Raw genomic sequence first — 15,591 nt, 5'->3', positions numbered from 1 at the left:
CGGGGCCGTGCTGACCTGGGCGCTGGTGCTGCTCGGCGGGGCCGTCGGCGCGGTCTGCCGATTCGGCGCCATCCGGTTCGCCGAGCGCCGGGCCCGGCCGCTGCCGTGGGCGACCCTGCTGGTGAACGTGGTCGGCGCGCTGCTGCTGGGCGTGCTGGCCGGGGCGGGCAGCAGGCTGCCCGGTTGGCTGGGGACGCTGGTCGGCACCGGCTTCTGCGGCGCCCTGACCACGTACTCGACGTTCGGCTACGAGACGGTCCGGCTGGCCGCCGGCGGTCCGGCCGGGCGGGGCTGGGCGCTGCTGAACGTCGTCGCCACCCTCGGGGTGGGTGTCGGCGCCGCGAGTCTCGGCTGGCTGCTCGGCGGAATGCTCTAGACCTGCCCCCGAGGCCTCCGGACCCCGGCCGGAGTTTCCCCCGCTCCGCCAGTTTCTGGGCGGTCCGCCGGCAGAGCGCTCCCGGCGGGCGTAGACCTGAGGCATGAACCCGACGTACCAGGACCGGGACGACGCCGGCGAGGTGCTCGCCGAGCGCCTGAGCGCCCTCGCCGGCCAGCCCGACGTCACCGTCCTCGGGCTGGTCCGCGGCGGCGTACCGGTGGCGGCCACCGTCGCGGCCCGGCTGCGGGCCCCGCTCGACGTGCTGGTGGTGCGGAAGCTGGGCCTGCCCGAGGCCCCCGAGGTCGCCTTCGGCGCGGTCGGCCCGGCCGGGGTCCGGGTGCTCAACCAGCAAATCGCCGACCGGCTCACGTTCGAGGAGGAGGACGCGGTGGTCCGGCGGGAGACGACCGAGCTGGCCCGCCGCGAGCGGCGGTACCGGTCGGGGCGCCCACCGCTGCGGCTCGACGGGCGTACCGCGGTGATCGTCGACGACGGGCTGGCCACCGGTGCCACCGCCCGCGCGGCCGTCGCCGTCGCCCGGCAACTGGGCGCCCGACGCGTGGTGCTGGCGGTCCCGGTCGGCGCGCCGGACGCGTACGCCGCCCTGTCCCGGGCGGCCGACGAGGTGGTCTGCCCGGTCCGGCCGGCCGACTTCGGGGCGGTCAGCCGGTACTACGACGACTTCCACGAGGTATCCGACGACGAAGTGGTGGCGGCGCTGACGGCGTCCGGGTGAATTGACCGGGTACCGTCGAGTGATGCAGATGACCTGTCCGAAGTGTCACGGCGAGATGCGGCAGTACGAGCGCAGCGGCGTGACGGTCGACCAGTGCACCGAATGCCGCGGCATCTTCCTGGACCGTGGTGAGTTGGAGAAGCTGTTCGAGGCCGAGTCCAACTGGAGCCAGCAGCAGGGACGGCCGCCGCAGCAGCCGTCGCACGTGCCGCCCGCACCCGGTGGCGGGTACGCGCCTCCGCCGCCCGCTCCGCACCAGCCGGGCTACCCGGCGCCGAGCCACGTCCCGCAGCCGCCGCCCGCGCACGGCTACCCGCCGGCACCGGCGTACGGCCACGCGCAGGGGCACCACCAGGGCTACCACGGCCACTACAAGAACAAGAAGAAGAAGAGCTTCCTGAACGACTTCTTCGACTGACCGTCCCCGGCGTCCGGCCCCCCCGGCCGCCCCATCTCCAAGATCCCCGTGATCAGGGAGCTGATCCCGCGTGTCGTCCGCGTGTCGTGGGTACCTCTCCCTGATCACGGAGATCTTGTGCACGTGACGAGGTCAACCTGGGTGGGCTGGGCGGGGTGGACGCACTGACCGGGGTGGGCGGAACGGGCGACGCCGGTCCGCTCCCGCCCCCGCACCACGGCGCGCTCGCACGGGCGTACGCCGGGATCACCGCGACCGTCGACGGCCTCGACGACCGGGACATGCTCCGCGCGACGCGCTGCCGGGGATGGGTGGTCGCCGACCTCCTCGTGCACCTCACCGGCGACGCCCGGCGGGCCCTGGTCGCGCTGGCCACGCCGACGGCCGGGCCCGGCGACACGGACGCGGTCAGCTACTGGCGAGGCTTCACCGGCCCCGACGACGGCCGGCACGCCTGGTGGGTACGGCGGTCCGCGTCGGCCTTCGACCGCCCCACCGGTACGGTCGCGTCCTGGACGGAGACCGCGTCGGCGGCGGTACGCGCGGCCCACCGGGCCGACCCGCGCGGCTTCGTCGCCACCCAGGGACACGTACTGAGCGTCCTCGATTTCCTCGCCACGCTCGTCACCGAGGCGGTGGTGCACCATCTCGACCTGGCGGTGGAGCTGCCGGACGCCCCCGTGCCGGACCAGGCCGCCGTCGACGTCGCCGTCGGCACCGTCGACGGCCTGCTCAGCGACGAGGCGGTACGACCCACCGACTGGTCGGATCTGGACTATCTGCTCAAGGCGACCGGGCGGCTGTCGCTCACCGAACACGACCGGACAGCGCTCGGCGAGGCGGCGGGCTGGTTCCCGCTGCTCGGCTGAGCACCGCTGCCGGTCTGCCGCGCTGCCCGGCCTGTGGCGCTGCTAGACCTGCCGCGCTGTCCGGCCTGTCACGCCGCCCGGCCTGGTCACGCCGCCCGGCTTCCGGACGGCGGTCAGACGATCGCCATGTCGACGAAGCGGGACAGGTGCAGCTGGGCGGCGACGGTGATCGTGTCGGTGGGACCGTTCCGGTGCTTGGCCACGATGAAGTCCGCCTCACCGGCGCGCGGAGACTCCTTGTCGTAGTAGTCGTCCCGGTGGAGCAGTATGACAACGTCGGCATCTTGCTCAATTGAGCCGGATTCGCGCAAATCGGACAGTTGCGGCCGCTTGTCCGTACGTTGCTCGGGACCGCGGTTGAGCTGACTCACCGCGATGACCGGGCACTCGACCTCCTTGGCCAGCAGCTTGAGCCCCCGGGACAGCTCGGCGACCTCCTGCTGGCGGCTCTCGGTCCGCTTGGGTGAACTCATCAGCTGGAGATAGTCGACCACGATCATCTTCAGGTCGTGCCGCTGCTTCAGCCGCCGCGCCTTGGCCCGGATCTCCATCAGGTTCATGTTCGGGGTGTCGTCGACGAAGAGCGGCGCCTCGCTGATCTCACCCATCCGGCGCGCGAGCTTGGTCCAGTCGTCGTCCGAGAGCTGGCCGCTGCGCAGCACGTGCAGTGGTACCCGCGCCTCGGCGGAGAGCAGTCGCATGACGATCTCGACCTTGCTCATTTCCAGCGAGAAGATCGCGCTGGCGCAGTTGTGCCGGATCGCGGCGTTGCGCGCGAAGTCCATCGAGGCGGTCGAGTTGTGCGTGGGGACCATGCCCCGCCCGGCCAGGAAGAGATGCTCGTCGTTGTCGACGGTGACGCAGCGCACCGGCACACTCGGCACCGGCCGTACCGCGACGATCGCCCGGCCCTCCGCGCCCCCGGCGCCGCCGGCCGCCACCCGCCGGACCTGGGTCAGTCGCTGGCCCGAGAGCCGGAACACCTCGTCGGGGGTGGTGAAGTCGAGCAGGTAGGTCGCCGCCGGGCCCCCGTCCCCGGGCGCGGAGCGCAGCGTAGCGGGGTAACCGAGGCTGTTGAGCAGCTCGCGGACATCCTCAACCAGGCGGCGACAGGCCGAGGCGTACCGCACCTCGCCCCGGGGCGTGACGCTCCCGGCCGCGTCGAGCAGACCGGCCAGCAGCGCCCGCCGCTGCGCCTGCCCGGCGCGCAGGTAGTCGACCGGGATGTGGCCCCGGCCGCCCACCCCGAGCGCGTGGAGCCGATCGACGTAGCAGCCGTGTTCGGGATGGGCCGGAGCCGGGCGGCCACCGCCGAGCCAGCCCCCCAGGACGTACGGGGGAACGGCCAGCTCCCGCTCGGGCAGCACCAGCGGCGCGGTGTTCTCCACCCGGTGGTTGGGCCGGAGGGGAGCACCAGCGGCACCCGGGATCTCGTCGCCGTCGATCCACAGTGTCGCGGCGATCTGCTCGGTGGTCAGCACCGACCGACCCGGCGACCCGACCCCGTCCGTCGGCGCCGCGACCGGGCCCGGCGTCCGGCCCACGCCCCGAGCCGCCCGAGCCGGCGCCGCCGGCACCGACCGCCCGGCCGGAACGGCGAGCGCCACGGTGCTGGTCCGCCAGAGATGCTCGGCGTCGGCGACGATGACCGAGCCGTCGGAGAACTCGACCTCGTAGCAGGGGCGGCCGTGGCGGATCTCGAAAGCGGCCGTCACCGTCGTGGGCCGGCCGTCGGCACCGATCAACCGGTCGCCGACCGCGACCTCGCCCATCGTCGTCCAGCCCGTCGGCGTCGGCAGCGGCGTGTCGAGGGCCAGTGCCTTGCCCAGACCGGGCCGGCCGGCGACGATCACCAGCTGTCCCGGGTGGAGCCCGTTGAGCAGCCGGTCGAGGTCGGTGAAGCCGGTCGGGACGCCGGTCATCACGCCACCCTGCGCGCCGACCGCCTCGATCTCGTCCAGCGTCGGCTGGAGCATGTCGGCGAGGACCGCGAAGTCCTCGCTCACCCGCCGCTCGGTCACGTCGTAGACCGCCTGCTGGGCCAGGTCCACCACGTCGTCGACGTCGCGCCCGCCGCCCCCGGCCGAGCCGTAGCCGAGTTGGACGATCCGGGTACCCGCCTCGACCAACCGGCGCAGTACGGCCCGCTCGCCGACGATCCGCGCGTAGTAGGCCGCGTTGGCGGCCGTCGGCACGCTCGCGATCAGCGTGTGCAGGTAGGGCGCGCCACCGATCCGGCCCAGGTCACCGGCGTCGGCGAGCGCCGCCGCCACGGTGATCGCGTCGGCCGGCTCTCCCCGGCCGTAGAGGTCGAGGACCGCGTCGAAGATGGTCGCGTGCACCGGCCGGTAGAAGTCGTTGGACTTGAGGATCTCGACGACGTCGGCGATCGCGTCCTTGGAGAGGAGCATGCCGCCCAGCACGCACTGCTCGGCCGCGATGTCCTGCGGGGGAGTCTTGTCGTACTGGCCGTCCCGGGGCGCCGGAACGTCGGGTGGACCGGACGAGCGCGCCTCACCGCGGATGTCATCGGTGACCGACACCGCTACCCCCTCCACCGCACCGCCTGCCGGTCCAGCCAACCGCTGGCGTACGACAGTTTCAGCCCGATCCACCGACCACGGCATCCGGGTCGACCCACGACACCGGATCGACTCGACCAGCCGGCGCGACCGGGGGAAGTCGGCCCGACGTGGCGAGGTCGAGTCGCAACCATACGGAAGACGAGGTCAACGGCTCAACCGGGGCGGTGGACGGAACTCGGGACAACCTGTGGACGCTGCCGGCAGGGATGTGCGCAGCCCTGTGCACAGCCTGTGGAAATCGATTGGGAAGAGCGCCAGAACCGGCTGTGAGCTGCGGAAACTTGGTCCCCAGCATGTGGAGGAAAGAAAGCCGGTCGATTTTCCGCCGGATCGACGGCGTATCATCACCCTCGACAATTTCTCAGGTACGACTCCTCGCGATCGACTTACCAGAAAGGTCACGCTCCGGCCGTGGACCACCGGGACCGGGGGCGGGGTGAGCTCGCCCGACACGAGCGGCACGACAGCGACGCCTGGGGCGGTCATCCGAACCCCTGGCCGCGGGAAGACCCGTACTCCCGTCCGGACGAGACGTACCGCACCCCGAGCCGGCGAAGGGCCCGGGAGCGCGGTGCCCCGGAGCCGGCCGACAGCTACCTGCCCCCGTGGGCGCTGGGTTCCCCGGCACCGGCCGATCCCGCGGATGCCGGCGCCGAGTCCCCACGCGGCCGTCGGGGCGGACGGCACCATCGGGTCGAGGCCACCGGCGAGGATCCGCCCGGCCCCCGGACGGATCCGCCGTGGCAGAGCAGCGACAGCCGGTGGCAGGAGACGACGGGCGCGGAAGGCTGGCGACGGCGTACCGGGGCCGGTGAGCCTGCCTCCCCGGTCCCCGCGGATCCCGGCCGGGATCTGACGGCGTCGACCGGCGGGTGGCGCCGGGGAACCGCTCCGGACGAGGAGAGCGATCCCGGCCGCGACCGGCCGCGCGGCGGCGGTGGGCGGCGGCGGGCCGACGCGGAGGAGCCGGGACCGGCCGTACCGGGCCCGGGCCGGGACCTCGGCGAGCCGGCCGGTCGCTGGTCGCAGCGGAGCGCCGAGGGGTGGCGTCCGGCCGGCGACGACGGATCGCCGGGCCCGACCGGCGCGGCGGGCGGAGCCGTCACCGGGGCTGGTCCGGGCCGGGCCGGCGCCGATCCGGGACCCGGCGGTCGGGACGGGTGGGAGCGGGACGAGCCGGGTCGGTGGGATCGGCCGGCAGGGCGCCGGACCCGCTCACGCGACCGGTTCGGCGACACCGCGGGCCGGAGCGGCACGGGCGCGGAGCGGCCCCTTCCGCCGCTTCCGACCTCGACCGGCGCACCCCCGTGGCCCGAACCGACCTCCTCCGCCGGCCCCATCCCGTGGGTCGAGCCGACCTCGACCGGCGCGACCCCCTGGCCCGAACCCACCTCCTCCGCCGGCCCCATCCCGTGGGTCGAGCCGACCTCGACCGGCGCGACCCCCTGGCCCGAACCGACGTCGTCGGCCGGCCCGACGTGGACGGAGCCGACCTCGTCCGCCGGTACGACTCCGGTCGCCCGGTCCGGCGCGGCCGATCCGTCCCGGGAGCAGCGCTCCGGCAGGGCGGCCGCCCGGTGGGTGCGCTCACCGGAGGAGCTCGGCGGCGAGAAGGGCCGTGCGGGGCGGCACGCCGACGACGGCGGGACGGCACCGGAGCGTCGCGGGGTGCCCGGTCGCCGACGCGCCCCCGACGCCGAACCGGTACGGCGGCAGGACGACACCGGGCCGGTGCGCCGGTACGGCGACGACCGCCCGGGTGGACGGCACTCGGAGGCCAGCCCGGGGCGCCGCCGCGCGGATACCGGCCGGCGTGGTGGCACCGCCGACACCGGACAGTGGGACCGGTTCACCGACACCGGGACGCTGGGCCGGATTTCCGGGAACGACCCGTTGGACGAGCGCCGCGAAGCCGGCCGGGCGGAGCCGGTCAGCGGCACCGGCCCGTGGGGCGGGATGACCGACACCGGCCAGTGGGACCGGTTCACCGACACCACCGAGTGGCGGCGGGACGAGTTGGTCGGCCCCGAGCCGCCCGGCGCCACGGAGCGCGGGGGCGCCGGCTGGTCCGGTGCCCGACTCGCCGGCGACGACCCGCGGTGGACGGCCACGCCCGCCTCCGCGCCCCGGTCGCCGGCGGTTTCCTACCCGGCGTCGCCCCGGTCGGCGCCGCCGGCCCGAAGCGGGGGCCGGCGGGCCGCGGTGCCGCGCCAACGCACCGGTACGGGGGCCGGCTGGGAGCGTTCCGGCGCGTCGTCGGCCACGGCCCGCGGTGGCGGGCTGGATACCGCGCCGCGTCGCCGGCCGACGGGGCGGCCCGCCTCGGGTACGGCCCGCCGACCCAGCCCGTTGAGCCGGCGGCTGGAGGACGACCTGCTGGACAGCCGGCCCAGTGGCCCGCTCAGCGCGGTCCTCTACGCCGCGGCCTGGTACGCCGTACCGGCGCTGCTCTTCCTGGTCTGGGTGCTGACCCTCGACGCCAGCGTGCCGGTGGACTGCGTGCCGGAGCTGACCGGCGGCGTGTGCCGGTCGGACCGGGGGCAGGCGGTGGCGGCCCTGGTCAACGCGATCCCCCGGTTCGTGGCCGCCCTGACCGCCAGCCTCGTCCTCGCCGTGCTGCTGCGCTGGTGGAACGACGCCTGGCGGGCGGTGACCATCGGGCTGGCCGCCGCCGTGGTCGGCGGCGGGTTGACCACCGTGCTCTTCAGTGTGATCAGCGGCCAGCCGCTCGGCTGACCCACCCGCCCATCCGGCCCGGCGACAACCGGAACGGCCGGACGGCTGGCACGGCCGCAAGCGGGGCCGGCCGGGAGCGGCTGGAAGCGACGGACGGCCGGGAGCGCGGGAGCGGCCGGAGAACAGACAGGGGCGCCACCCGTGATCGGGTGGCGCCCCTGGTCTCGTTGCCCTACTGGCCCGCGACGACCTTCAGGTCGAACCGGGCTGTGACCTCCGGGTGCAACTTGACCCGCACCTGGTGGCTGCCGACCGCCTTGATGGCGCCCGGCAGTTCCAGCCGGCGCCGGTCGAGCGACGGTCCGCCGGCCGCCTTGACGGCGTCCACGACGTCGCCCGGGGTGACCGAACCGAAGAGCCGCCCGCCGTTACCGGCGCGGGCGACCAGGTTGACCTTGAGGTTCTCCAGCTGGGCCTTGACCTCGTTGGCGTGGCCGAGGTCCCGGATCTCCCGGGCCGCGCGGGCCCGCTGGATGACCGTGACCTGCTTCTCCGCACCCTTGGTCCAGGTGATCGCGAAGCCCTGCGGCAGCAGGTAGTTACGGCCGTAGCCGTCCTTCACCTCGACGATGTCACCCGGGGAGCCGAGACCGGACACCTCCTGAGTCAGGATGATCTTCATATCGGTGCCCCCTCAGCGCGCCGTGGCCGTGTACGGCAGGAGCGCCATCTCGCGGGCGTTCTTGACCGCACGGGCGATCTGCCGCTGCTGCTGCGAGGTGACCCCGGTCACCCGCCGAGCGCGGATCTTGCCGCGATCGGAGATGAACTTGCGCAGCAGCGCGGTGTCCTTGTAGTCGATGTAGGTGATCCCGTCCTTGTCGAGCGGGTTCACCTTCCTCTTCGGCTTGCGCAGTGCCGCAGCCTTTGCCATTGCTCTTGCTCCTGGTTTGCGATCTCGGGCGCTCGGCGCCCGGGTCAGAACGGGGGCTCTTCGTCGAAGCTTCCGCCGCCCGAACCGGAACCGGAGGAACGTGAGGCAGCCGGAGCCGCCGTGGCCCACGGGTCGTCGAAGTTGCCTCCGCCGCCCCCCTGGCCACCGCCGCCGCCGCCGGAGCCACCAAACCCGCCACCGCTGCCGCCGGACCGCGCCATCTTCTGCACCTTCGCCGTGGCGTAGCGCAGCGACGGACCGATCTCGTCGACCTCCAGCTCGATGACGGTGCGCTTCTCACCCTCACGTGTCTCGTAGGACCGCTGGCGCAGCCGGCCCGACACGATCACGCGGGCGCCCCGCTGCAACGACTCCGCGACGTGCTCAGCCGCCTGACGCCAGACGGTGCACGCCAGGAAGAGCGGCTCGCCGTCCTTCCATTCGCCGGAGGCCTTGTCCATGAACCGGGGCGTCGAGGCGACCCGGAACTTGGCGACCGCGGCGCCGGACGGGGTGAAACGCAACTCGGGGTCATCGGTCAGGTTGCCGATGACCGTGATGGTGGTGTCTCCTGCCATGACCATCTCCTCGCGCACTCATCGATCCCGCCGTACAGGCTGCCAGAGCAGTACGACAGAGGCGATGAGCTGATCCGGGCGTGCCGGGGACGCGTCAGCGCGTCTCCGGCCGGATGACCTTGGTGCGCAGCACGGACTCGTTGAGTCGTAGCTGCCGATCCAGCTCGGCCACCGCCGCGGGCGTCGCCTGCAGGTCGATGACGGCGTAGATGCCCTCGGCCTTCTTGTTGATCTCGAACGAGAGGCGCCGACGGCCCCACACGTCGAGCTTCTCCACCGAGCCACCCGCGGTCCGGATCACGTTGAGGTACGTGTCGAGCGACGGGGCGACGGTGCGCTCCTCGAGGCTGGGGTCGAGGATGACCATGATCTCGTAATGACGCAAGACGTGCTCACCTCCTCTGGGCTAACGGCCACGGTCCTTCCGTGGCAGGAGGTCGTGCGTCGCTGTCGCGCGGGCCAGGTTTGCCCACGGACAACCTGAGCAGGATACCTGGTGCACCCGCGCCGGACACCGTCGGTACCCGCGCCGCGCCGGGTCGCCGGCCCCGGGCCTCCGGCACCGCCCCTTCCGGGCACGGGCGTCGGCACACCCCGGAAGACGACGGAGCCCCCGCCGGTCGGTCGACCGGCGGGGGTTCCCGCCACACCGGGCCGCGGGGCGCAACCCGTCCGCATTCTTTGGGTGGGACCTGGGGAGGAACGACCACACCGATGAGTTGGACGAGAGGCGCCCCGCGGAGCCTATTGTATTGTCATCTTACGCGACAACAGTCCGTGTTGCACGATGAGCGAGAATCGCCCGAATTGCTCCTGCGGAGACGCCGACCACGCAGACGGTGGCGATCAACGCCAGCAGCCCGATCGGCTCGCTCGGCCGCACCGGGGCGACCGGGCCGGTCAGCTCGGCGGCCCCGCCGGGCCGGTCGGGCGGCGGAGGCTGGTCGCCGGGCACCGCCACGGCGGTCCAGGGGCCGGGCGCATCGGGACCTTGCGCCGCCGGACCCACCTCGACGCGCACCGCCGACCCGGCGGGGAACATACAGATCGGTCTGAGCGCCAGCGACACCGGACCGTGGTGCAGCAGCACCTCCGCCGAGGACCCGGCGGCCAACTCGGCACGTGCCACCCCGTCGAGCATCAGCCGGGCCCGCCGGCCCGTGCCGTTGACCACCCGTACGGTGCTCTCCGCCGGCACGCTGACGGTCGTCTCCTCCGGCGCCGCGACGCAGCGCAGGCCGCCCAGCCCCGTACCGCCGAACCGGATGTCCCGGTGGCTCTCCCGCGTGCCGACCGACGGCGGCGCGACCGGCTCGGCGGTCGCGACGTCGGGCACCAGCGGCGGCGTACCCGCGACGAGCGCGGCGACGGCCACGGTGGCTCGGCGGTGTCGGAGCGACAGGGACACGTCTTCCTCTCTCGGCACGGCTCACGGTCTGCACCGGTGGCCCGTACCCGGGCCACGGATCTCACCTGGGTAAACGAGCCACCCACCGGCCGGTGACGCGACCTGCGCGCCCCGTGCCCCGCGACCGCGCCCGCCGGGCCCCACGCGGGGCGGGACCAGCCGGGCGCCGCGCCGGTCCCACCTCCGCCGCCTCGGCGGACCACTCGGCGAACGGCCCCTCCCCGCGCCGCGACGTACGCGACGTAGGCTCGCCCTCATGCGTATCGGAGCCCACGTCGATCCCACGGACCCGTTGGCCGAGGCAACCCTGCGGAAGGCGGACGTCGTCCAGTTCTTCCTCGCCGACCCGCAGGGCTGGAAGGCACCGCAACCCCGCCCCGACGCGGCCCTGCTGCGCGACTCCGAGGTGGACGTCTACGTCCACGCGCCGTACGTGGTCAACCTCGCCACCACCAACAACCGGATCCGGATCCCGAGCCGCAAACTGCTGCTCAGCCACGCCGACGCCGCCGCCGAGGTGGGCGCGCGGGCGCTGATCGTGCACGGCGGGCACGTCAACAAGGGCGACGACATCGCGGTCGGCTTCGACAACTGGCGCAAGGCGTTCGCCCAGGCGGCCGAGCGCGGTGGACCGGGTACGCCGGTGCTGATCGAGAACACCGCCGGTGGGGACAACGCGTGTGCCCGGCGGTTCGACAACCTGGCCCGACTCTGGGACGCGGTGGGCGAGTACGACGTCGGCTTCTGCCTGGACACCTGCCACGCGCATGCCGGCGGGGAGGACCTGCTCGACATCGTCGACCGGGTACGCGCGATCACCGGCCGCATCGACCTGATCCACGCCAACAACTCCAAGGACGGCTTCGACTCGGGCCGGGACCGGCACGACAACCTGGGCAGCGGCGTGATCGATCCCGAACTGCTGGTGGCCGTCGTACGGGCGGCCGGCGCGCCGGTGATCGTCGAGACGCCGAACGGGGTCGACGGCCAGGCCGCGGACATCGCGTTCCTGCGCGACCGCGTGGGCCGGTAGGGCGGCCGGGATGTCCACCGACCAGTCCAACGTCGCTGGCGAAACCCCGGTACGCGCCACGCCGACGGGCGGCGACGCGCCGGCCCCCGGGCACTCCGGCAGCTCGCCGCTCGGCGGGCCGATCTCCCCGGTCGTCCGGCCGTCCTCGCCGTCCGGCGAGCCGGCGGCCCGCCCCGGGGACGGGGCGCCCACCACGGACGCGGCCACCACCGGCGGGCCCAGCGCTGACCCGAGCAGCGCTGACCCGACGGAGCACGGGCCGGGGAAGACCGGGGTCAGGCCACCGGCGACCACCGACCCGGCGTCCACCGCCGGCAACGGGCAGTCCGCCACGGCCGACCCGGCAGAGCCGGCTGACTCCGAGAGATCGGCCGACCCCGCGAAACCGGGCGACCCCGCGAAACCGGGCGACCCCGCGAAACCGGGCGACGCGGCAAAGCCGGGCGACTCCGAGAAGCCCGCCGGCCCCGCGGAACCGGGCGACTCCGCAGCACCGGCCGGCGCCGCAGAACCGACCGCGAAACCAGGCGACCCCGCCAAGCCGGGCGACCCCGCGAAACCGGGTGAGCCGGAGAAGCCGGGCGACCCGTTCGCGGCGTTCGCGCCGGTCCCCGAACCGGTGCCGGGCCGACTGCGGCGGATCGGTCGGGCCGTCGGGCGGCGCCTCGTCCACGAGTGGACGCTGGCCGGCCTGGCCAGCCTGGCGCTGGCCGTACTCATGACCTGGCCCACGCTGCGCTATCCCCGCCACACGCTGCCGCAGGACACCTGGGACCCGACCCTGCAGGCCTGGCAGCTCGCGTGGTCCGGGCACATCCTGCTGACCAACCCGGCCCAGCTCTGGCAGAGCAACGCCTTCTTCCCGGAGACGTGGACGTTCGCGTTCTCCGACACCCTGCTCGGCTACGCCCCGGTCGGCATGCTCGGTCACGGGCCGGAGACCGCGGTCCTGCGCTACAACATCCTGTTCGTCTTCGCGCACGCCCTCGCGACCCTCGGGGCGTACGCGCTGGTGCGCCAGCTCGGTTCCGGGCGGATCGGCGCGGCGGTGGCCGGCGTCGGCTTCGCGTACGCGCCGTGGCTGCTCGCCCAGGCCGGGCACCTGCACATCATCTCCAACGGTGCCATTCCGCTGGCGCTGGCGATGCTGGCCCGGGGACACGGCTGGTCGCTGCGGCACGGTTACCGGCCCGAGCGCCGCCGCTCCGGCTGGGCGTTCGCCGGCTGGCTGGTGGCCGCCTGGCAGCTCAGCCTCGGCTTCGGCATCGGCCTGGTCTTCGCGTACGTCCTGGGTCTGATCTCGGTCGTGGTGGTGCTGACCTGGCTGGTCCGACGGGCGCTGCGGCGGCCGCGCCAGCCGTTCGGGTTCCGGTTGCTGCTCGCCGACTTCTGGGGCGGTGCCGTCTTCGCGGCGACCGGCGCCCTGCTGGCGATCCCCTACTACAAGGTCGCCGAGTTGCACCCCAACGCCCGGCGTACCGCCGAGGAGCTGCACAGCTACTCGCCCCCGCCCGGCGGCTTCTTCACCGCCCCGGCCGAGTCGCTGGTCTGGGGTGACCTGCACGAGGCGGCGCGGGCGGGACTGCCCTGGCACCCCGAGACCACGCTGCTGCCCGGCTTCGTGCTCTACGCGCTCGCCGCCGCCGGGCTGTTCCTCTCGATCTGGACCCGCCGCCAGCGGCTGCTGATGCTGGCCGCACTGCTGGTGACCGGCGTGTTCGCGATGGGCACCCGGTTCTTCGGCGGCACCTACACCTACCTGCTCCTCTTCGAGCACCTGCCGGGATGGGACGGCCTGCGTACGCCGGGCCGGCTGATGATCTGGGGCACGCTACTGCTCTGCGTCCTCGCGGCGGGCTCGGTCGGCGCCTTCGCGGAGCGGGCGCGGCAGATCTCCGCGGCCGAGCGGGTGCCACCGCGCCCCGGGCCGTGGCTGCGACTGGTCACCCTGCTGCCGCTGCTGTTGGTGCTGGCCGAGGGCCTCAACAGCACCCCGCACCCGATCGTGCCGGCACAACCGACGGCGATGCGGATCTCGTCCGGACCGATCCTCGTGCTCCCCTCCGACCAGAACACCGACCAGCACGTGATGCTCTGGACGACCAGCCGGTTCCAGGACGTGGTCAACGGCGGCAGCGGCTTCACCCCGAACAGGCTGGCCGAGGTGCGGCAGGTGACGGCGAACTTCCCGGATGCGGTGAGCGTCGAGTACCTGCGCAACCTCGGGGTACGGACCGTGGTCGTGCTGCGGGACCGGATCGCCGGTACCCCGCTGGAGGCCGCGATCGAGCTGCCGGTCGAGGGGTTGGGCCTCCAGCGTGAGGAGATCGGCGAGACGGTGGTCTACCGGCTGTCCTGATCCGCGCGGCCCGGCCGGCCCGACCTACTGGGCCGGCACCGCCGCCGGCTCGGTCACCTCATTGCGTCGGCGACGCAGCCATCCGCCGTCCGGGGCGCCGTCGAAGTCGCCGCCGTCCGGATCGTCCGGATAGGTCGAGCGGACCGCGTCGCGCTCCGGCCGAAGGATCTCCCGGACGACCAGCCAGCAGAGCACCACGACGGTGACCAGCCGCAGGGTGGCGGCGAGCACGAAGACGCCCTCCGGGAACACCGGCTTGCCGGAGGCACCCAGCAGCTCTCCGTAGAACGCCACGAAGTAGCAGACCTCGGCGAACTGCCAGGCGAGGAAGGCACCCCAGCGCGGTCGGGCCAGCACCACGAGCGGCAGCAGCCAGAGGGTGAACTGCTGCGACCAGACCTTGCTGAAGATCAGGAACGCCGCGACCATCAGGAAGACGAGCGCGGCCAGCCGGGGGCGGCGCGGCGCGAACAGCGCCAGCGCGCCGATGCCGAGGAACGCCAGCGTGATGAGCGCGTACGACACGGTGTTCAGCGTCGGTATGTGGTCGCCGAGCCACTGGAACGGCCCCTGGTCGCCGGGGCCGCCGCCGTGGAACTTGCTGTCCAGGTAGCGGCCGATGTACCACAGGGTGCCCCAGTCGATGGCGCGCTCGGTGTTCAGGTCGAGGAAGCGCCGCCAGTTCTCCGGGTAGAGCACCGCCACCGGCAGGTTGACCGCGACGATGGTGACGACGGCGGTGCCGACGGTGGTCAGCATCGCCCGCACCCGGGCGGTACGCAGGCCCAGCACGAAGAGCGGCCAGAGGACGAAGAGCGGCCAGAGTTTCGCGGCGGCGGCCAGGCCGAGCAGGACCCCGGCGGCCACCGGTCGTCGTCTGGCCCAGGCGTACAGGCCGAGGGCGGCGAGCCCGATGGCCAGCAGGTCCCAGTTGACCGTGGCGGTGACCAGCAGCGCGGGGGAGAGCGCGAACATCGCGGCGTCCCACGGCCGGCGGCGGCGCAGCGCCAGGATCATCGCCACCGTGGCCACCGCGAGGGCACCGAGCACCAGCGCGTTCAGGTTGTAGAACCACTGCGCCTGGTTGATCCCGGGACGGTCCTCGCCGACGCTGTGCACGGGCAGGCCGAGGGCACCCATGAAGTACCCGGTCACCACCGGGTACTCGACCGGGTGGTCCCGGTAGGGCACCTTCCCCTCGTTCAGGCCCTCGGCGTAGTAGAGCGCGAGCACATCGGTGTAGCAGAACCGTGTGTACTGCACGTTGTTCTTCCAGGCACCGTCCTGGCAGGGCGACTTCTGCACCCAGTGCAGGGCCAGGGTCAGGCAGGTCAGCGCCAGCACGATCCGCGCCGCGGTCCAGAACCGCCCGCTCCACTGCGTACCGCGCCGGTCGGGGCCGCTGGCGTGCGCGCCGAGCGGGCCGCCGATCGCCTCGGAGAGCCCCCGGACGAAGCCGTCCGACCGGGACGGGTGGTCCGCCTTATCGGGTTCGTCGATGCCTGCCGTCGACCGCGTGCTCATGAACAGGCATCCTGCCTCACCGGCCGCGGATCCGTCCGGCCCGGTCGGCGTGTCGGGGACCGGGCCGGGACGTACCGACGGCGGTGGCCGGG

At 73.6% G+C, this 15,591-nt stretch carries 14 protein-coding genes; 7 read left to right on the top strand and 7 right to left on the bottom strand.

Annotated features, from left to right (window positions below; genetic code table 11):
- The first annotated feature begins 10 nt into the window (after positions 1-10).
- From ACQEUR_RS06590 to ACQEUR_RS06575, 4 genes are all read left to right on the top strand, one after another.
- Positions 11-376 carry a fluoride efflux transporter FluC gene (locus tag ACQEUR_RS06590; RefSeq protein ID WP_433027765.1) on the top strand — a complete coding sequence of 122 codons (366 nt, stop codon included), beginning with the start codon at positions 11-13 and terminating at the stop codon, positions 374-376.
- 103 nt (positions 377-479) lie between these two features.
- Positions 480-1,115, top strand: coding sequence for a phosphoribosyltransferase (locus ACQEUR_RS06585; RefSeq protein WP_433026883.1), 636 nt, complete (start codon positions 480-482; stop codon positions 1,113-1,115).
- Between the two features lie 19 nt (positions 1,116-1,134).
- Complete coding sequence (locus ACQEUR_RS06580; RefSeq protein ID WP_433026880.1) at positions 1,135-1,533, top strand: zf-TFIIB domain-containing protein; 399 nt, start codon at positions 1,135-1,137, stop codon at positions 1,531-1,533.
- 155 nt (positions 1,534-1,688) lie between these two features.
- Entirely contained in the window at positions 1,689-2,402 is a 714-nt protein-coding gene (locus ACQEUR_RS06575) for a maleylpyruvate isomerase N-terminal domain-containing protein (protein ID WP_433026878.1), read from the top strand.
- 113 nt (positions 2,403-2,515) lie between these two features.
- Here ACQEUR_RS06575 and dnaB read toward each other — a convergent pair whose 3' ends face one another.
- The gene (dnaB, locus tag ACQEUR_RS06570; RefSeq protein WP_433026875.1) at positions 2,516-4,960 is read right to left on the bottom strand and encodes a replicative DNA helicase; all 2,445 of its coding nucleotides are present in this window, start codon (positions 4,958-4,960) and stop codon (positions 2,516-2,518) included.
- Positions 4,961-5,398: 438 nt separating this feature from the next.
- Here dnaB and ACQEUR_RS06565 point away from each other — a divergent pair, with 438 nt between their 5' ends.
- A complete protein-coding gene (locus ACQEUR_RS06565) occupies positions 5,399-7,723 on the top strand; it encodes a hypothetical protein (RefSeq protein WP_433026872.1) in 2,325 nt (774 codons plus the stop codon).
- A gap of 172 nt (positions 7,724-7,895) precedes the next feature.
- Here ACQEUR_RS06565 and rplI read toward each other — a convergent pair whose 3' ends face one another.
- The 5 genes from rplI to ACQEUR_RS06540 all read right to left on the bottom strand — a co-directional run bounded on the left by rplI (position 7,896) and on the right by ACQEUR_RS06540 (position 10,583).
- Positions 7,896-8,345 (bottom strand): 50S ribosomal protein L9, encoded by a 450-nt coding sequence (gene rplI / locus ACQEUR_RS06560; protein WP_433026869.1) that lies wholly within the window; start codon positions 8,343-8,345, stop codon positions 7,896-7,898.
- A 12-nt stretch (positions 8,346-8,357) separates the two neighbouring features.
- Complete coding sequence (gene rpsR / locus ACQEUR_RS06555; protein WP_433026867.1) at positions 8,358-8,597, bottom strand: 30S ribosomal protein S18; 240 nt, start codon at positions 8,595-8,597, stop codon at positions 8,358-8,360.
- Positions 8,598-8,641: 44 nt separating this feature from the next.
- The gene (locus ACQEUR_RS06550) at positions 8,642-9,193 is read right to left on the bottom strand and encodes a single-stranded DNA-binding protein (RefSeq protein ID WP_433026864.1); all 552 of its coding nucleotides are present in this window, start codon (positions 9,191-9,193) and stop codon (positions 8,642-8,644) included.
- Between the two features lie 76 nt (positions 9,194-9,269).
- The gene (gene rpsF, locus ACQEUR_RS06545; protein WP_208810571.1) at positions 9,270-9,560 is read right to left on the bottom strand and encodes a 30S ribosomal protein S6; all 291 of its coding nucleotides are present in this window, start codon (positions 9,558-9,560) and stop codon (positions 9,270-9,272) included.
- A gap of 375 nt (positions 9,561-9,935) precedes the next feature.
- Entirely contained in the window at positions 9,936-10,583 is a 648-nt protein-coding gene (locus tag ACQEUR_RS06540; protein ID WP_433026860.1) for a hypothetical protein, read from the bottom strand.
- A gap of 256 nt (positions 10,584-10,839) precedes the next feature.
- On the opposite strand from ACQEUR_RS06540, the gene ACQEUR_RS06535 reads away from it, so the two are divergent.
- Complete coding sequence (locus ACQEUR_RS06535) at positions 10,840-11,616, top strand: deoxyribonuclease IV (RefSeq protein ID WP_433026857.1); 777 nt, start codon at positions 10,840-10,842, stop codon at positions 11,614-11,616.
- Between the two features lie 10 nt (positions 11,617-11,626).
- Positions 11,627-13,975 (top strand): hypothetical protein, encoded by a 2,349-nt coding sequence (locus ACQEUR_RS06530; RefSeq protein ID WP_433026854.1) that lies wholly within the window; start codon positions 11,627-11,629, stop codon positions 13,973-13,975.
- A 24-nt stretch (positions 13,976-13,999) separates the two neighbouring features.
- On the opposite strand, the gene ACQEUR_RS06525 is transcribed toward ACQEUR_RS06530, so the two are convergent.
- Entirely contained in the window at positions 14,000-15,499 is a 1,500-nt protein-coding gene (locus ACQEUR_RS06525) for a glycosyltransferase family 87 protein (RefSeq protein ID WP_433026851.1), read from the bottom strand.
- Between the last annotated feature and the right edge of the window lie 92 nt (positions 15,500-15,591).

It is taken from the genome of Plantactinospora sp. CA-290183, from assembly GCF_050936375.1.
GTDB lineage: Bacteria > Actinomycetota > Actinomycetes > Mycobacteriales > Micromonosporaceae > Plantactinospora.
This window is presented reverse-complemented; position numbering and strand designations above follow the sequence as displayed.

What these genes read in the sequence shown, in the direction of transcription:
- ACQEUR_RS06585 (WP_433026883.1), top strand. Translation starts at nt 480, where the DNA reads ATGAACCCGACGTACCAGGACCGGGACGACGCCGGCGAGGTGCTCGCC.
- rplI (WP_433026869.1), bottom strand. Translation starts at nt 8,345, where the DNA reads ATGAAGATCATCCTGACTCAGGAGGTGTCCGGTCTCGGCTCCCCGGGT.
- rpsR (WP_433026867.1), bottom strand. Translation starts at nt 8,597, where the DNA reads ATGGCAAAGGCTGCGGCACTGCGCAAGCCGAAGAGGAAGGTGAACCCG.
- ACQEUR_RS06535 (WP_433026857.1), top strand. Translation starts at nt 10,840, where the DNA reads ATGCGTATCGGAGCCCACGTCGATCCCACGGACCCGTTGGCCGAGGCA.
- ACQEUR_RS06530 (WP_433026854.1), top strand. Translation starts at nt 11,627, where the DNA reads ATGTCCACCGACCAGTCCAACGTCGCTGGCGAAACCCCGGTACGCGCC.
- ACQEUR_RS06525 (WP_433026851.1), bottom strand. Translation starts at nt 15,499, where the DNA reads ATGAGCACGCGGTCGACGGCAGGCATCGACGAACCCGATAAGGCGGAC.